At 50.7% G+C, this 14,627-nt stretch carries 15 protein-coding genes; 11 read left to right on the top strand and 4 right to left on the bottom strand.

Going from position 1 to position 14,627, the window contains the following annotated elements:
• Positions 1-22: 22 nt before the first annotated feature.
• The 4 genes from hpf to I0P70_RS06725 all read left to right on the top strand — a co-directional run bounded on the left by hpf (position 23) and on the right by I0P70_RS06725 (position 2,455).
• Positions 23-328, top strand: a complete 306-nt coding sequence (hpf, locus tag I0P70_RS06740) for a ribosome hibernation-promoting factor, HPF/YfiA family (RefSeq protein ID WP_196115847.1) — start codon at positions 23-25, stop codon at positions 326-328.
• Between the two features lie 108 nt (positions 329-436).
• The gene (locus I0P70_RS06735; RefSeq protein WP_196115845.1) at positions 437-1,219 is read left to right on the top strand and encodes an SDR family NAD(P)-dependent oxidoreductase; all 783 of its coding nucleotides are present in this window, start codon (positions 437-439) and stop codon (positions 1,217-1,219) included.
• A gap of 51 nt (positions 1,220-1,270) precedes the next feature.
• Complete coding sequence (locus I0P70_RS06730; RefSeq protein WP_196115843.1) at positions 1,271-1,909, top strand: DsbA family protein; 639 nt, start codon at positions 1,271-1,273, stop codon at positions 1,907-1,909.
• A 186-nt stretch (positions 1,910-2,095) separates the two neighbouring features.
• Positions 2,096-2,455, top strand: a complete 360-nt coding sequence (locus tag I0P70_RS06725) for a DUF1801 domain-containing protein (RefSeq protein WP_196115841.1) — start codon at positions 2,096-2,098, stop codon at positions 2,453-2,455.
• Here the strand turns inward: I0P70_RS06725 and I0P70_RS06720 are convergent.
• The gene (locus tag I0P70_RS06720) at positions 2,442-3,371 is read right to left on the bottom strand and encodes a cation diffusion facilitator family transporter (protein WP_196115839.1); all 930 of its coding nucleotides are present in this window, start codon (positions 3,369-3,371) and stop codon (positions 2,442-2,444) included. The genes I0P70_RS06725 and I0P70_RS06720 overlap by 14 nt on opposite strands.
• Before the next feature lie 117 nt (positions 3,372-3,488).
• On the opposite strand from I0P70_RS06720, the gene I0P70_RS06715 reads away from it, so the two are divergent.
• The 4 genes from I0P70_RS06715 to I0P70_RS06700 all read left to right on the top strand — a co-directional run bounded on the left by I0P70_RS06715 (position 3,489) and on the right by I0P70_RS06700 (position 7,955).
• Positions 3,489-4,169: a response regulator transcription factor gene (locus I0P70_RS06715; protein WP_196115838.1), complete on the top strand. Its 681-nt coding sequence runs from the start codon at positions 3,489-3,491 to the stop codon at positions 4,167-4,169.
• A complete protein-coding gene (locus I0P70_RS06710; protein WP_196115837.1) occupies positions 4,166-5,563 on the top strand; it encodes an ATP-binding protein in 1,398 nt (465 codons plus the stop codon). Before I0P70_RS06715 ends, I0P70_RS06710 begins: the two co-directional genes overlap by 4 nt.
• Before the next feature lie 170 nt (positions 5,564-5,733).
• A complete protein-coding gene (locus tag I0P70_RS06705; RefSeq protein ID WP_196115836.1) occupies positions 5,734-7,305 on the top strand; it encodes a SulP family inorganic anion transporter in 1,572 nt (523 codons plus the stop codon).
• A 14-nt stretch (positions 7,306-7,319) separates the two neighbouring features.
• Positions 7,320-7,955 (top strand): carbonic anhydrase, encoded by a 636-nt coding sequence (locus I0P70_RS06700; protein WP_196115835.1) that lies wholly within the window; start codon positions 7,320-7,322, stop codon positions 7,953-7,955.
• A 364-nt stretch (positions 7,956-8,319) separates the two neighbouring features.
• Here I0P70_RS06700 and I0P70_RS06695 read toward each other — a convergent pair whose 3' ends face one another.
• Together I0P70_RS06695 and I0P70_RS06690 are read right to left on the bottom strand one after the other, a co-directional pair.
• Positions 8,320-8,943, bottom strand: coding sequence for a porin family protein (locus I0P70_RS06695; protein WP_196115834.1), 624 nt, complete (start codon positions 8,941-8,943; stop codon positions 8,320-8,322).
• A gap of 192 nt (positions 8,944-9,135) precedes the next feature.
• Positions 9,136-10,128: an SWFGD domain-containing protein gene (locus tag I0P70_RS06690; RefSeq protein WP_196115833.1), complete on the bottom strand. Its 993-nt coding sequence runs from the start codon at positions 10,126-10,128 to the stop codon at positions 9,136-9,138.
• Positions 10,129-10,559: 431 nt separating this feature from the next.
• On the opposite strand from I0P70_RS06690, the gene I0P70_RS06685 reads away from it, so the two are divergent.
• Positions 10,560-10,961 carry a hypothetical protein gene (locus I0P70_RS06685; protein ID WP_196115832.1) on the top strand — a complete coding sequence of 134 codons (402 nt, stop codon included), beginning with the start codon at positions 10,560-10,562 and terminating at the stop codon, positions 10,959-10,961.
• 40 nt (positions 10,962-11,001) lie between these two features.
• Here the strand turns inward: I0P70_RS06685 and I0P70_RS06680 are convergent, their stop codons facing one another.
• Entirely contained in the window at positions 11,002-13,461 is a 2,460-nt protein-coding gene (locus I0P70_RS06680; protein WP_196115831.1) for a type IA DNA topoisomerase, read from the bottom strand.
• Positions 13,462-13,573: 112 nt separating this feature from the next.
• Between I0P70_RS06680 and I0P70_RS06675 the strand changes: the two genes are divergently transcribed.
• Together I0P70_RS06675 and I0P70_RS06670 are read left to right on the top strand one after the other, a co-directional pair.
• On the top strand, positions 13,574-13,795 hold the full coding sequence (locus I0P70_RS06675) for a DUF2905 domain-containing protein (RefSeq protein WP_196115829.1): 222 nt from the start codon (positions 13,574-13,576) through the stop codon (positions 13,793-13,795).
• A gap of 66 nt (positions 13,796-13,861) precedes the next feature.
• Positions 13,862-14,626, top strand: a complete 765-nt coding sequence (locus I0P70_RS06670; protein WP_196115827.1) for a YdcF family protein — start codon at positions 13,862-13,864, stop codon at positions 14,624-14,626.
• Position 14,627: the final 1 nt, after the last annotated feature.

The raw sequence follows: 14,627 nt of genomic DNA, 5'->3' as shown, positions 1-14,627 counted from the left end.
CACCATACTTATAAGACAGAACATGAATTATACAGAGAATTTCGAAGGAATCAAGATTGACGTACAGGCTGTAGACATTTCGATATCAGATGACGTACAGCAGCATATTCGCAACACCATCTCCAAACTGAAGCGCCACGCCAAGAAGATAGACTCTGTGGACGTGTACTTCAAAGAAGAGTCGAACCACGCGACCGATGCCAAGAAACTGAGCATGCGTGTAGGTATACCCGGCACCGACGCATTTGCTGAAGACAATGGTGACAATTGGTATGAGTTGCTGAAGAACGTAGAAGATAAACTCAAGCGCCAGCTCGAGAAAAGATAAGCCGAGGGGCACAGCAAGGCAAACCCGCTGCGTGGCCAGGTATAGTACCTGCCCGGCAGCGGGTTTGCCTTTGGGTGCAGGCAGGTATAGCAACATAAAACAGAACGTATGGCCACAGCAAATTATACAAACAAAGTAGTACTGGTTACCGGCGGAGCGCAAGGTATAGGCTTGGGTATAGCCCAGGCTTTTGGGCAGGCGGGGGCCCGCGTCGTGCTAACCGATGCGGACGAGGAAGCAGGACAGGAAGCCCTGCAACGACTGCAGGCCCGGCAACTGACTGCCAGCTTTATACCCTGCGACGTGAGCGCCGAGCAGGAGGTGGTTTCCCTGATGCAAAAAGTGGAGGAGGAGTACGGTCAGCTGGACGTGCTGGTGAACAATGCAGGTATAGCCGATCCTTTTATTGGCAATCTGGATGAAATGCATATGTCCGAATTCGATAGGGTGCTGGCGGTAAACCTGCGTGGGCCCATGCTTTGTGCTAAATATGGTTTGCCGCTGTTGCGCAAGTCAGCGCATCCTGCCATCCTGAATATCACGAGCACACGCGCTTTCATGTCAGAACCCGATACCTTCGCCTACTCGGCTTCCAAAGGCGGACTGGAGGCGCTCACCCATTCCCTGGCCGTGAGTCTGGCGCCTGACCGCATCCGGGTCAATGCCATTGCTCCCGGCTGGATCGAAACCGGACCCTGGCAAAAAGAGAAGAACCGTTATGAGCCGCAGCATACCCGCGAGGATAAGGAGCAGCACCCGGCCGGCCGGGTAGGGGAGCCGCAGGATATCGCCGAAGCAGCGCTCTTTTTGTGCTCCGACAAAGCTGGGTTTATCACGGGGCAGCATTTGGTGATAGACGGCGGCATGACCATAAAGATGATTTATGCCTGAACCTATCTGCAGGCATTGGGGTAAAACCAAAGGGAAGTGTAAAAATTGCCTATGACCAACAGTCCTTACAACCCGGTACTGCTATATGTGACCGACCCGATGTGCGCCTGGTGCTACGGTTTCACGCACGTGATCCGTCGCTTGCGCGCCTTGTGGCATGGTCGGCTGACAGTAGAGGTGGTGGCCGGAGGGCTTCATCCGTTTGCCCGCGAGCCCATTTCGCGTGAGCAGCGGGAGCGATTGGCGGTAAGCTGGCACCGGGTGCAGGAGCGTACCAGTCTGCCGTTTAACTACAGCCTGTTTCTGCAGGAAGACTTTGTGTACGACACGGAACCCGCCTGCCGCGCCCTGCATGTGGTGCGTCGCCTCAGGCCTGCTCTCACGCTTGAGATACTGCGGGCCATGCACTCCGCTTTCTATGCCGATGGCCTGAACCTGGCTGATCCGCAGGTGCTCGCCCATGTGGTCCGCCCTTTTGGTATCCAGGAAAACCTGTTCTATACCTTGTTTGAAGCTGAGGAAATCATTGATGCAACCGAAAAGGAGTTTGAGTTTGTCGAGATGCTAGGGGTTACAAACCTGCCCAGTGTATACATGGAAGGAGGCATGGGGCCGGAACTGCTCGCCAGCGGCTTCTGCCAGCTCGATGAATTAGAAGAAAGGTTATTACAGCATCTGGAAATGGCCTGACCCTATACCTGAGGTATAAGTATTTGTGAAAGACAGGCTTATCTACCCGGAACTGCATAGTGTACTGGAACAGAATAAGAAGTGCCTTGTATAAGCAATGATAGATTTTTTGCTCCAATATTAAAAGATATGTATATTTAGCTGTAAATTAACGGCTCAGGCCACTCAGGCCGATACATACCCTGTATGAGAAGCAAGATATCCACCAACCAGGTCGATGAGTACATCGACAAACTTACACCTGAGAAACAGCTATTAGCGCAAGCAGTACGCCGCATCATCAGCCAGACGGCTGCTCATCTGGAAGAGTGTGTGCGCTGGGAAAATCCCTGCTATTTCTTTTACGGCCCCGTATGCTACTTCGCCTCTTCGCGAAGCGGACTTCATTTCGGCTTTTTCCGCGGAAAAGAACTAGATGACCCCAACAAGCGCCTGGTAAGCCGCAATGGGCAGCTGCCGCACATCAAGCTGCGTACGCTCGAGGACATAGACGAAGAATATTTCAGCGACCTGGTGCGCCAGGCGGTGCTTCTTAACCAGAACTAGGCAGGTCAGGGGTACAGTGCTCCTGGCTACATTCCTGCCCCGGCATTTCCAGTTCCACCGTTACGTGGTCTATGTGCGCGTCCTGCATGGTATCGCGTATACGCTGCTTTACACCATGCGCTTCTTCTAAGTTCAGGTTTTGATTTACGACGGCGTGCATGGTCAGTACATGGCTCATGCCATCCAGCGTCCATAGGTGCAGGTCATGCACGGAGCGCACTTCAGGTAGAAGTTGCAGCCGTCGGCGCACTTCCTGCAAACTGATATTGGCAGGAGTACCCTGCAGCAGAATCTGGAGACCTTTGCGCAGGTTGCGCACGACATTGTAGAGTATAAAGCAGGTGATGAGCAACGAAAGCAGCGGGTCGATAATGGGCCAGTCAAAGAAATAAAGAAGAATACCGCCTACGAGCACGGCCGCCCAGCCCAACACATCTTCCATCAGATGGAGCATGGCCACCCGCTCGTTCAGCGACTCCCCCTTGTTGAGACGCAAGGCAGCGGCTCCGTTCACCAGCACGCCCAGTATGGCAAATCCGATCATACCAGGTGCATGCACGGGCTCCGGGTTAAAGAGGCGCGGGATCGAAACCCAAAGCACGATACCTGAGCCAATTAATAGAACGATCGAATTGATAACAGCCCCCAGGAGCGAAAAACGTTTATACCCGTAAGAGTACTGCTGATCGCTGCCTTTGCGCGAGAGGCGGTCAAAGTACCAGGCCAGGCCCAGTGAAAGCGAATCGCCCAGGTCATGCAGCGCATCCGAAAGGATGGCCATGCTGTTGATCCAGAGTCCGCCAAATATCTCGATCACGGTAAAGCCCAGATTCAGGAAGAAAGCCACCTTGATGTTGTCGCCTCCGTGGTGATGGTGATGGCCGTGGCCTCCGTGATGGTGATGATCGTGTGCCATAAACTGTTTGTCTTCATCTAAAATATACAGATATTGGCGCAACTGCAAGCTGCCGGACGGCTCAGTAGCGTTTTAGTCGTATCTTGTCCGGGTAAACACGTAAACGGTGACTGGAATATGAGAATACTGCTGGTAGAAGACGAACCCAAAGTAGCTTCCTTTATCAAAAAGGGTCTGGAAGAACAGTCGTATGAAGTGGAGCAGGCCTATGACGGTAATTTTGGCCTGAAGATGGCCATGCAAAACGAGTATGACCTCATTATACTGGACATTATTCTGCCGCACATGAACGGGCTGGAAGTTTGCCAGGCCATCCGGAAGAAAAAATCACAGGTGCCGATCCTGATGCTCACAGCGCTTGGTTCCACAGACGATAAGATCATCGGGCTGGATGCCGGGGCGGATGACTACCTCACCAAGCCTTTCGAGTTCAAGGAGTTGCTGGCCCGACTGCGTGCCCTTACCCGTCGGTCAGGCGACAATGGGGGAGGGGAGAAGCTCTCCATCGCAGACCTTGAAATGGACCTAAGCAGCAAGACGGTGATCCGTGGCGGAAAGCCCATCAACCTGACGGCCCGGGAATTTGCCCTGCTCCATTACCTGCTGCGCAACCGTGGTCGCGTCGTTTCACGCGTCGATATCACCGAGAACGTATGGGAAACCTCTTTTGACACGGGCAGCAACGTGATCGATGTATACATCAACTTCCTGCGCAAAAAGATAGACAAAGGCTTTCCTGGTAAACTGATCCATACCCTGGTGGGCATGGGCTATGTGCTCAAGGAGGACGACGCATGACCATTCGCAGTAAACTGACCCTGCAGTTTGCAGGTATATTTGCCCTGATCCTGGTCCTGTTCTCGCTGGTGATCTATTACTTCACCTCCCTCTACCGGCAGGATGACTTTTACAAGCGCATCGAGGGCCGGGCCTATGACACGGCCGCCCATATACTGGAGGCTGACGAAGTGAGCGAAAGGGCACGCCGCAGCAATCAGATCCGGTACTACAGGGTGCTACCTTATGAAAAGGTGAGCATTTACCGGCTGGACGGCAGCCTGTTTTTCTCAGACGGAGATGGAGAACTGGATGTGGAGCCAGAGGTGCTGGAGCGTGTGAAACAGGAGGGCATGGTGCAGTACGCACATGATGAACGCCAGGTCGTGGGCATACTGTACGAAGACAATGAGGGCGAATTTATCGTGCTCTCTTCTTCCGTGGATGCCTATAGTCTGCGCAAGCTGCAGCACCTTAAGGTCATCTTGATCGTGGGCTTTTTGGGGTCGATGGTAGTGGTGCTGCTGGCGGGCTGGGCTTTTGCCCGTGAAGCGCTGCGTCCTATTACCAAAGTGGTGAGCGAGGTAGAGAAGATCAGTGCCTCTGACCTGCACCTGCGCCTGAGCAGTGCAGGCGGCAAGGACGAGCTGTCGCACCTGGCACAGACCTTCAACAAGATGCTGGACCGGCTGGAGATGGCATTTGAAATGCAGAGCACCTTTGTATCCAACGCCTCCCATGAACTGCGCACGCCGCTTACAGCCATGATCGGTGAGTTGGAGGTGGCGCTGATGAAATCCCGCGAGAAAGAAGAGTATCAGCGGGTGCTGGCTTCCACCCTCGAAGATGCCCGGCTCCTGGCTGAACTGTCAAACGGCCTGCTGCAGATAGCGCAGGCAAGCGTGGATACCTCTAAAATCAAGCTCTCCCAGTTGCGTTTCGACGAGTTGCTGTGGATGGCGCACGAGCAGGCGCTAAAGCGACATCCGGGGGCGCTGTTCAACATAGATTTTGACAACCTGCCTGATGATGAGGACCGCCTGATCGTGAAAGGCAACGACGCGCTGCTGCTGATCGCCATTGTCAATGTGTTGGAAAATGCCGCCAAGTTCTCACCGAAAGGAGAGTACAGCACCGTGCGGCTTTCCGCTGACCGGCGGGAGGTCGTGTTGCAGGTTGCAGATAAGGGAGTAGGTATAGCACCGCACGACCTAAGACATGTATTTGTGCCATTTTTCAGGGCAAACAATGTACGCAATATTACGGGTCATGGCATCGGTCTGCCCTTGACAGAGAGCATCATAAAACTCCACAAAGGCTCCATTTCGATAGATTCCCGTGTAAACGAAGGGACAGTCGTGACCTTGCGTTTACCGCAGGCAATCGGATTTATTTCGGCCAAAAACGCATTTTAATTTCATTTTAATGCCGTTTTAATACTGGCTTAATACCTCCCCCGTACTTTTGTAGACATAAGGTGAGTATTCTGACTTATGTTCCTGCAGCTGGCCTGTTGGTCAGCGCAGGGATGTGAGTTGGGACTTTTAATTTACATGCTCGCCTAATATTTACTCTCCACCTTATTATGAAAAACATCTCTTCCAAACCAGATTATTTTGCCAGTCTGGGTAAAGACATTCCTGCTGGCCTCGTCGTTTTCCTTGTTGCCTTACCACTTTGTTTAGGTATATCACTTGCCTCTGGGGCTCCACTCGTTGCTGGTATTATTACTGGCGTAGTAGGTGGTCTTGTGGTATCCTGGCTTAGTGGGTCTCACCTAAGTGTGAGTGGTCCGGCAGCTGGTCTGACAGTAATCGTGCTTAACGGTATCGAAACCCTGCAGTCGTATGAAGCCTTTTTGCTGGCCGTTGTATTGGCTGGTGTATTGCAGGTTGCGCTTGGTTTCCTGAAAGCCGGTGTCATTGGTCTTTATTTTCCCTCCTCTGTCATCAAAGGTATGCTGGCCGCTATTGGTCTGATCCTTATTCTGAAGCAGATTCCGCATTTTATGGGTGCCGATGATGACTTCTTTGGTGAAATGAACTTCTTACAGCCGGATGGACGCAATACTTTCTCTGAAATAATTCATGCCTTCACTGCTATACAGCTAGGTGCGCTGATCATTGGTATTATCTCGCTGGCAATCCTGATCTTATGGGAGCAGCCATTTATGAAGCGCATCAAGCTCTTTAAGCTGGTGCCGGGTGCCCTGATCGTGGTGATTGGCTCTGTCGGGATCAACTATTTGTTCCTCAACTATTCCCCTGAGCTGGCTGTAGCAGGTACCCACTTAGTTAATTTACCTGATATTTCCAGTATGGGAGCGCTGCAGAATGAGCTTCGTTTGCCGGCATTTGATCAGTTTACGAATCCCTCGCTCTACGTGGTAGCGTTTACGATTGCCATCATTGCCAGTCTGGAGACCTTGTTGAGTGTGGAAGCTGTCGATAAGCTTGACCCACATAAGCGCCGCACTCCAAACAACCGCGAACTGAAGGCACAGGGTGTCGGTAATATCATAGCAGGTATGCTGGGCGGTATCCCAATGACTGCCGTAATCGTGCGGAGCTCTGCCAATGTTGCCGCTGGTGGCAAGACCAAGATGTCAGCCTTTATACATGGTATATTCCTGTTGCTGTCTGTTCTGTTCCTGGCTGGCTTCCTGAACCAGGTACCGCTTTCAGCATTGGCCGCCGTGCTTCTGATGGTGGGTTATAAGCTGACGAAGCCAACCCTGTTCAAAGGGCAGCTTAAATTAGGGCATGAACAGTTTATTCCGTTTGTAGTAACGATCGTGGCCATCCTGTTTACTGACCTGCTGGTAGGTATCCTGATCGGTCTGGCTGTGGGGGTATTCTTTATCCTGAAGGCCAATTACAAGTCGCCTTACTTCTTCCACAAAGAAGAGCACCGCGATAAAGAAACGATTCGCATCAAACTGAGCGAGCACGTGTCGTTCCTGAACAAAGCAAGCATTGTGCTGACGCTGGAGAAGCTGCCGGATAACAGCCATGTGATCATCGATGGGGCGAATTCTGAGTATATTGACTACGATGTGCTGGAGGCTATACACGAATTCAAGAAAACAGCGCACGAACGTGGTATATTTGTGGAAGTGCTAAATGTAGAAGAAGTACAGGTGCTGGATATGCACTAGGAATAAATAAAACTATGGAAAAAATATTTGAGAATAATAAAAAGTGGGTGGAGCTTAAGCTCAACGAAGACCCGGATTACTTTAACAAATTGGCTAAGGGTCAGACCCCACGTTACCTGTACATAGGCTGTTCAGATAGCCGCATCCCTATAAATGAAGTAACCGGCACAGGCCCGGGCGAGATTTTCGTGCACCGCAACATCGCTAACATGGTGGTACATACCGATATGAACCTGCTCTCGGTGCTACAGTATGCGGTGGAGGTGCTTAAAGTAAAGGATATCATTGTGTGCGGCCATTACGGTTGTGGCGGTGTGGCGGCTGCGGCCAGCAACAAACAGTTTGGACTGATCGATAACTGGCTGCGCAATATCAAGGATGTGATACGCCTGCACGAGCCAGAGCTTCTGAGCATCAAGGATGAGGAACAGCGGCACCGTCGTCTGGTGGAGTTAAACATTATTGAGCAGGTGCTTAATCTGTCCAAAACGTCTATCATCCAGAATGCCATGCAGTCTGACAATCCTCCGAAACTGTACGGTCTGGTATACGATTTAAGCGAGGGACTTCTGAGAGACCTGAACGTGCTTGAGCAAAGCGACTACATGAAACGTTATGAGCACATCTACAGCCTGGAGCAAGATGCTTAAGCGTATTAAAAAAACCACTACTACCTAGATTTTTTCTATTAACTACATTGGACAAAACCCTTGCATTTGCGAGGGTTTTGTTTTTTTTTGAGGCGATCTGAAAAGCAAGCCAGGGAGTTTTACAACTGATCATCACCTGGTCAGAGCTGTTGCATTCTACAACTTTATCCTTCTGGAAGGCTGCTTGTAAGGGGTGCCCTATACCTTTATCAGTAGCATCAGTTTAATCACCAAGGATGATGGATAGAGTTAGAAGTGCTCTTTTTAACGAATTTTCTTAGTTGCGGAAAGGGTCTGATCCCACATCTCTTTAACAAAAAAAGCCCTCCAATGAGGAGAGCTTCTCAAATGAGGTATAGTTAATTTAGCGTCCGCCGAGCAGGTAGCTTAGCATCAGGCTGAAGCCGGCATTGCGACGCTCACGATTTGCGAAGGCACCTTCATCATCTATCTTTTTCAAACCGCCGGTGTAGCGTACTTCCAGGCCCAGGCCATTGGTAGAACGGTAGCCCACAGAACCAACATAAGCAAAGTCGATGGTGTAAGGGTTGTCTGAAATGTTGTGCTTGGTGGTGACAATCTTATCGCCATTGCTGGAGTGCGCTTCGTGCACATGACTGGCATTGTAGATAAAGGATACCTGCGGACCAAGATCAAAAAACACCCCACTGGCTGATACGTGGAAGAGCAAAGGGATGTCGATATAGTTCAGCTTAAATACCTCGGCTGTCTGAAGATTGCTGCCTGAGTAGATTTCGCGGCGGGCTCCCTTGGAGGTATAAAGAGCCTCCAGTTGCAGCCCCATCATGTTGTTGATGTGCTTTTGCAGAAATATACCACCTGTATACCCAACCCGGTACTTGTAATTGTCGGTGTCAGCGCCGGTAAATGTTGTGTAGGTTGCACCGCCTTTAAAGCCAAGTTGTTGGGCGAAGCCAGTGCCTGACATAAGCGCAAAGCAGCACAGAATCAGTAAGAGTCTTTTCATAGGAAATACCTGTTTAAATGGGTTGGTTTAATCAGGGTGAAATTACTGAGAAGGGGAAAACAGGTCAATGGAGGATATATATAAATTGTACTATTTTTCTCATGCAAAAAGCCCGGCCAGTATTGGCCGGGCTTTTCTAAACTTGGTATGGTTTATATCAGGTCATCGACTAATAAGCCGTATGCCTTCATATTACCATTCGTAATCTCTGCGAGAGGATGAACCATAAGAGTACGGAGGTCCACTGTAGGTGTTACCGTAGCTGGTATGTGTTCTTTGGCGGCTGTTGTAGTCGCTGTCGTGATCTCTGTCACGCATTTCATCCATTCTTCTTCTGCGCTCTGCTTCTTCGTCACCGAACCATGACTTTACTTCGTCACCGGCGCGGTCAAAGAAACCTCTGTCGTGGTCTCTGTCTCTGTCACGATCCCAGTCGCTGGAGCCGCGGTTGCTGCTGTAGCCTGAAGAGCCATAGCTGCTGCCGCTGCCATAGCCAGAACCATAGCTCGATGAGCCATAATTGCCTGAACCGTAATTGGAAGAACCAGAGCCATAGTTGCCAGAACCATAGTTGGATGAGCCCGAGCCGTAATTAGACGAGCCTGAGCCATAGTTAGATGAGCCGGAACCGTAGTTGCCGCTGCTGTAGCCAGAGCCATAGTTTGATGAACCCGAGCCGTAGTTAGATCCACCGTAGTTAGAGGAACCACTGTAGCCGCGGTTTGATGAACGGTAGCTATCGCTGCCACGATCACGCATATCATCCATTCTTCTTCTACGCTCAGCATCATCATCGCCGAACCAGGATCTTACTTCGTCGCTGCCGCGGTCCCATGTATCACGGTCGCCAGAGCGGTTAGAAGAATCCCAGTCGCTGCTGCCGTAACGGCGGTTTGAGCCGGAACCGTAGTTAGAAGAACCTGAGCCGTAGTTGGAGCTACCAGCGGAGCGGCCATAAGATGAGGTGCCGCCATATCCTGATGAGGAGTAGCTGTCGCGGCCGCTACCGAAACCACCCATGCGGGAAGAATCGCTGCTTCTGCCTGATGACTCGCTACCATAGGAGCCTCTTATGCGATTGGTTGGATCATAATCTCCTGAATAATAATTTCTGCCTGAGCCTCTGCTCTCAGACCTATAGTTGTCATTGTATGGGTTGCTACCCAAATTTTCATAGCTTCTCATAGCTTTTCTTAATTTTTAGGTTTGAAAAAAGAACAATATTTAGGCACGCCAAAAAAGGCATACCGGTATTTTTTACGGCTATAGTGCGCATAAGTTATTGATGGAAAAGCCGGATAAGAGTGCGCCCCAATGCCATGGGCATAACATAGCATATGGGTAATGTTTGTAGAATTATAAATTGTATTTAATTATTAATAAATAAAGGCTATTTATATAGGTAGAATTGAATTATTGGAAGTGACTTAATTTTTATTGAATGAGTAGAGTTTATTTAGAGGTTTTAAAATCAGCCTATTGGGCCTTGTTTGGGGCGGTGTAGGTGGTTGAGCTGGAAGTTGTTGAATTGAATATTTTTTATTTTATGATTTTTGTAAATTATATTGATTTAGTAAATTGCAGGCCTTTAGATTATTTTCTCTATTTACTATCTTATGAAGTTTACAAAATTGCTGGCTTCAGCGGTGATGGTTGTCTCTTTGACAGCCTGTGAAGATGTGTTTGAGGATGGGAGCCTGCAGCCGGATGGTTCAAAGCCTGCTCTAACGATCCGAAATCCAACCAATAACCAAAAGTTATCAAAGTCGTCAGGACTTCGTGTAAAGCTGACAGCCTCTGACAAAGACAAAGTGAAGGAGTTGCAGGTACGTGTGCGTGCAGTTGGTGGCGATGCAGACCACATCAACTTTACCACCTTACCAGATAAGAAGATACTCGAATTCGATACGCTGCTGAACGCAAACAACCTGCCACAGGGCGACTATACCCTATGGATTCAGGCCACTGACTTCCGGACGAATGTCTCTACCGGCGAAGTACTGTTTTCAGTGAAGTAAATGGTATGCCTGCTGACTATACCTATAGCCATTGTGCTGGTTAGTTCAGCAGGTATACGACCTGCCAGTTGTCGTTGATGGTAAGCGCAGCGTCAAAGCTGTTGCCGGTCTTGGCAGAGGTGAAGCCTTTGATCTTACCGGTTTTGCCTTTGGTAAGCAGGGTGCCGATCTGTTTATCAGTAAGCTGCTTGCCACCCATCTCGAAAGGTACCACAAACTGGCAGCCTTCCCGGAAACGGCTGCAGCCGTAAGCGCTCTTGCCTTTAAGCATGCTGCCCTGCTGGCAACGTGGGCATGTCGCAAAGGGATCAACCTCGGGTGTTTTCTCCGCTTTCTCCAACACTACCTGCTTGTTGCCATCCAACTTGAGCGTGGCATCAAAGCTGTTCCCCTGTTCGTCTTTAAATCCTTTGATCACTGGCGTCTTGCCTTTGCTAAGTAAGGCTGTAACCTGTTTGTCGGTCAGGGTTTTGCCCTGTTGTTCGATAGGGATCAAAAAGCGGCAGCCTTCCTTGAAACGGATGCAGCCGTAAGCCTTGGAGCCTTTCAGGATGTGGCCTTCGCCGCAGGCCGGGCATGCGCCAAGGCCTTTGCCAGGTATAGCCTCCGTGGCGGCTTTCGTTTTTTTTGCAGCGGCTTTTTCTTTGCCAGTTTTGGCAGTTCCTCCTTTAGCAGGGGCAGGCTCTGGCTGCGCCTCCATCGTCACAGTGGCTTTGTCGTATTTTACCTCCTGTACCAGACTCACCACAAAGTCCTGCAGCTCCTGCAGAAAAGCCTCGGCCTTAAAAGAACCACCTTCGATCTGACGCAGCTTGCGTTCCCACTGCCCGGTCATCTCAGCCGATTTCAGCGTCTGGTTGCGGATCACTCCGATCAGGTCGATGCCCATCTGGGTAGGTATAATCTTCTTTTTGTCTTTGCGGATGTACTGGCGTTTAAACAGCGTTTCGATGATAGCTGCCCGGGTAGAAGGACGCCCAATACCGTTTTCCTTCAGCGCCTCTTTCAGTTCTTCATCGTCTATCTGCCGACCAGCTGTTTCCATGGCACGGAGCAGGGTCGCTTCGGTATACTCCTTTGGCGGGTTCGTCCATTTTTTATCAAGTAGCGGAGCATGCGGACCGTGCTCCCCTTTCTCGAAGTTGGGCAGGATACCAGCTGTTTCCTCTTCCTCTTTATTCCCATCCTTGCCCGTGCTGCTATCCGACTTTACATCATCAGCACCATATAGCACACGCCAGCCCGGCTCCAGGATCTGCTTGCCACGCACCCGGAAGGTATATCCAGCCGACTCTGCCATGACCGTCGTGTTGCTCACGATACAATCCGGGTAAAAAGCTGCCAGAAAGCGCCGCGTGATGATGTCGTATACATCCGCCTCGCGACCATACAGACTGGCTTGTGCACCGGTCGGTATAATGGCGTGGTGATCGGTTACTTTGTTGTTGTTGAAGACTTTTTTGCTTTTCCGGATCTTGCTCTGCAGCAACGGCGCCACTTCCTGCTGGTAGCCGCTCAGGCCCTGTAGAATGCCTGGAATCTTCGGGTAGATGTCATCCGGAAGAAACACAGTGTCCACACGCGGGTAAGAAACTACCTTTTTCTCATAGAGGCTCTGAATGGTCTTGAGCGTTTCGTCGGCCGACAAGCTCAGTTTATTGTTACACTCGATCTGCAGCGAGGTCAGGTCAAACAACTTGGGCGGACTCTCGGTACCTTTCTTGGTTTCGATATCCGTGATGGTGAGCTCATCTTTTTGAATGGCTTCCAATATCTGCTGGCCTTCTTCCTCTTTATGAAAGCGGCCATTGGTGCTCGAAAAAGTGGTGTCGCGGTATACGGTCTTGAGTTCCCAGAATGGCTGCGGTACAAAGTTGGCGATCTCGTGATGGCGATTCACGATCATAGCCAGGGTAGGGGTCTGCACCCGGCCGATAGAAAGCGTCTGACGACCCTGCGCATACTTGAGCGTGAAGAGTCGGGTAGCATTCAGACCCAGAAGCCAGTCACCGATGGCCCGGCTCTTGCCGGCCTGGTAAAGCGAGTCAAATTCAGAGCCTTCGCGCAGTCGGGCGAAACCCTGGCGGATGGCATCCTCGGTAAGCGATGAGATCCAGAGGCGCTTGAACGGCTTGCGGTAGTTCGCTTCGGTGAGTACCCAGCGCTGTATAACTTCTCCCTCTTGACCGGCGTCACCGCAGTTGATTACCTCTTCGGCATTGTCGAGCAGCTTTTTGATGATGTTGAACTGCTGTACCACGCCCTTATCCTGCATCAGCTTGATGCCATACCTTTCGGGTAGCATGGGCAGGTCGTAGAGACTCCAGCGCTTCCACTCGGGGCGGTAGTCGTCGGGCTCGCGCAGCGTGCAAAAGTGGCCGAACGTCCAGGTGACCTGGTAGCCGTTGCCTTCGTAATAGCCATCCTTACGGGTTTTGGCTCCAATTACCTGGGCAATCTCACGCGCAACACTCGGTTTCTCAGCAATGCAAACTTTCAAGGGATAGGGTAATTTTAGGGTGACTCTAACATTCAAATTTACGCTTTTAGGCTCTAAATCCCTAAACTTGCTTTGTCGTAAACTAAGGCATTATACCATTAAGCGTCAGAAAATGCAGCCAATTGGGAAATACATTATCATTATCGGGGTCGTGATTGTAGTGATCGGACTTATCGTCTGGCTGGCCGGCGACAAACTGGGCTGGTTTGGCAATCTGCCCGGTGATATTCGGGTGGAGCGGGAGAGTTTCAAATTTTACATGCCCATTACCAGTATGATCCTGGTGAGTATTCTACTCTCTTTGCTGCTCTGGATCTTCAAGCGGCTCTTTTAAGGTATAGCCTTTCAGGGATGGCATGCCTTTTATACCTTTGCGGCGTCTGCTATACCTGAAACCCTTATGTTTTTTGTCCTTTCGAAGTTGCTGCAGTATTTCCTGATGCCCATTATCTGGATTGCGGTGCTGCTCCTGCTGGCTGTTTTCCTTCGATCAGCCAAGTGGCGACGCATCATGCTGATGACGGCTGCGGTGCTGCTGCTGGTTTTCTCGAATCCATTTCTGGCGAACGTAACCATGCGGGCCTGGGAGTTGGAAGCAGTACCGCTGGAGCAGGTGGAAAATTACGACGTGGCCATCATTCTGACGGGCGTGACCCAGGCCATAGGTTTTGCTGATGACCGGGTGCATACCAATAAAGGAGCGGACCGCTTTCTGCATCCGCTCAAGCTCTATCGCATGGGCAAGGTGGACAAGTTTCTGATCACGGGAGGTATAGGTACTGTTGCCCTGGACCGCAGACCAGAGGCGGAGATGCTACAGGAGATCCTGTCGCTGGCCGGAGTACCGCAGGAAGACATCATCATCGAGACCCGCAGCGACAATACCTACCAGAACGCCATCTTTACCGGTGACATGCTGCAGAAACACCCGGAGTTGCAGCGCTGCCTGCTCGTGACATCCGCCTTCCACATGCGCCGCTCCAAAGCCTGTTTCGACAAAGCAGGTATAGCCACCGATATTTTTCCAACCGATTTCTATACCTCCGAAATCCGCTATACCCCAGACGAGCTGCTCATACCTAATCCTGACGCCTTCCGGCTCTGGCACCGCATCATCCACGAAGTGACGGGCTTTGTAATTTACAAGGTGGTGGGGTATGCGTGAT

Origin of the sequence: Pontibacter sp. FD36, assembly GCF_015686655.1 — a bacterium.
Lineage (GTDB): Bacteria > Bacteroidota > Bacteroidia > Cytophagales > Hymenobacteraceae > Pontibacter.
This window is presented reverse-complemented; position numbering and strand designations above follow the sequence as displayed.

What these genes read in the sequence shown, in the direction of transcription:
- I0P70_RS06695 (WP_196115834.1), bottom strand. Translation starts at nt 8,943, where the DNA reads ATGAAAAGACTCTTACTGATTCTGTGCTGCTTTGCGCTTATGTCAGGC.
- I0P70_RS06735 (WP_196115845.1), top strand. Translation starts at nt 437, where the DNA reads ATGGCCACAGCAAATTATACAAACAAAGTAGTACTGGTTACCGGCGGA.
- I0P70_RS06730 (WP_196115843.1), top strand. Translation starts at nt 1,271, where the DNA reads ATGACCAACAGTCCTTACAACCCGGTACTGCTATATGTGACCGACCCG.
- I0P70_RS06700 (WP_196115835.1), top strand. Translation starts at nt 7,320, where the DNA reads ATGGAAAAAATATTTGAGAATAATAAAAAGTGGGTGGAGCTTAAGCTC.
- I0P70_RS06685 (WP_196115832.1), top strand. Translation starts at nt 10,560, where the DNA reads ATGAAGTTTACAAAATTGCTGGCTTCAGCGGTGATGGTTGTCTCTTTG.
- I0P70_RS06715 (WP_196115838.1), top strand. Translation starts at nt 3,489, where the DNA reads ATGAGAATACTGCTGGTAGAAGACGAACCCAAAGTAGCTTCCTTTATC.
- hpf (WP_196115847.1), top strand. Translation starts at nt 23, where the DNA reads ATGAATTATACAGAGAATTTCGAAGGAATCAAGATTGACGTACAGGCT.
- I0P70_RS06705 (WP_196115836.1), top strand. Translation starts at nt 5,734, where the DNA reads ATGAAAAACATCTCTTCCAAACCAGATTATTTTGCCAGTCTGGGTAAA.
- I0P70_RS06670 (WP_196115827.1), top strand. Translation starts at nt 13,862, where the DNA reads ATGTTTTTTGTCCTTTCGAAGTTGCTGCAGTATTTCCTGATGCCCATT.
- I0P70_RS06710 (WP_196115837.1), top strand. Translation starts at nt 4,166, where the DNA reads ATGACCATTCGCAGTAAACTGACCCTGCAGTTTGCAGGTATATTTGCC.
- I0P70_RS06675 (WP_196115829.1), top strand. Translation starts at nt 13,574, where the DNA reads ATGCAGCCAATTGGGAAATACATTATCATTATCGGGGTCGTGATTGTA.
- I0P70_RS06720 (WP_196115839.1), bottom strand. Translation starts at nt 3,371, where the DNA reads ATGGCACACGATCATCACCATCACGGAGGCCACGGCCATCACCATCAC.
- I0P70_RS06725 (WP_196115841.1), top strand. Translation starts at nt 2,096, where the DNA reads ATGAGAAGCAAGATATCCACCAACCAGGTCGATGAGTACATCGACAAA.
- I0P70_RS06690 (WP_196115833.1), bottom strand. Translation starts at nt 10,128, where the DNA reads ATGAGAAGCTATGAAAATTTGGGTAGCAACCCATACAATGACAACTAT.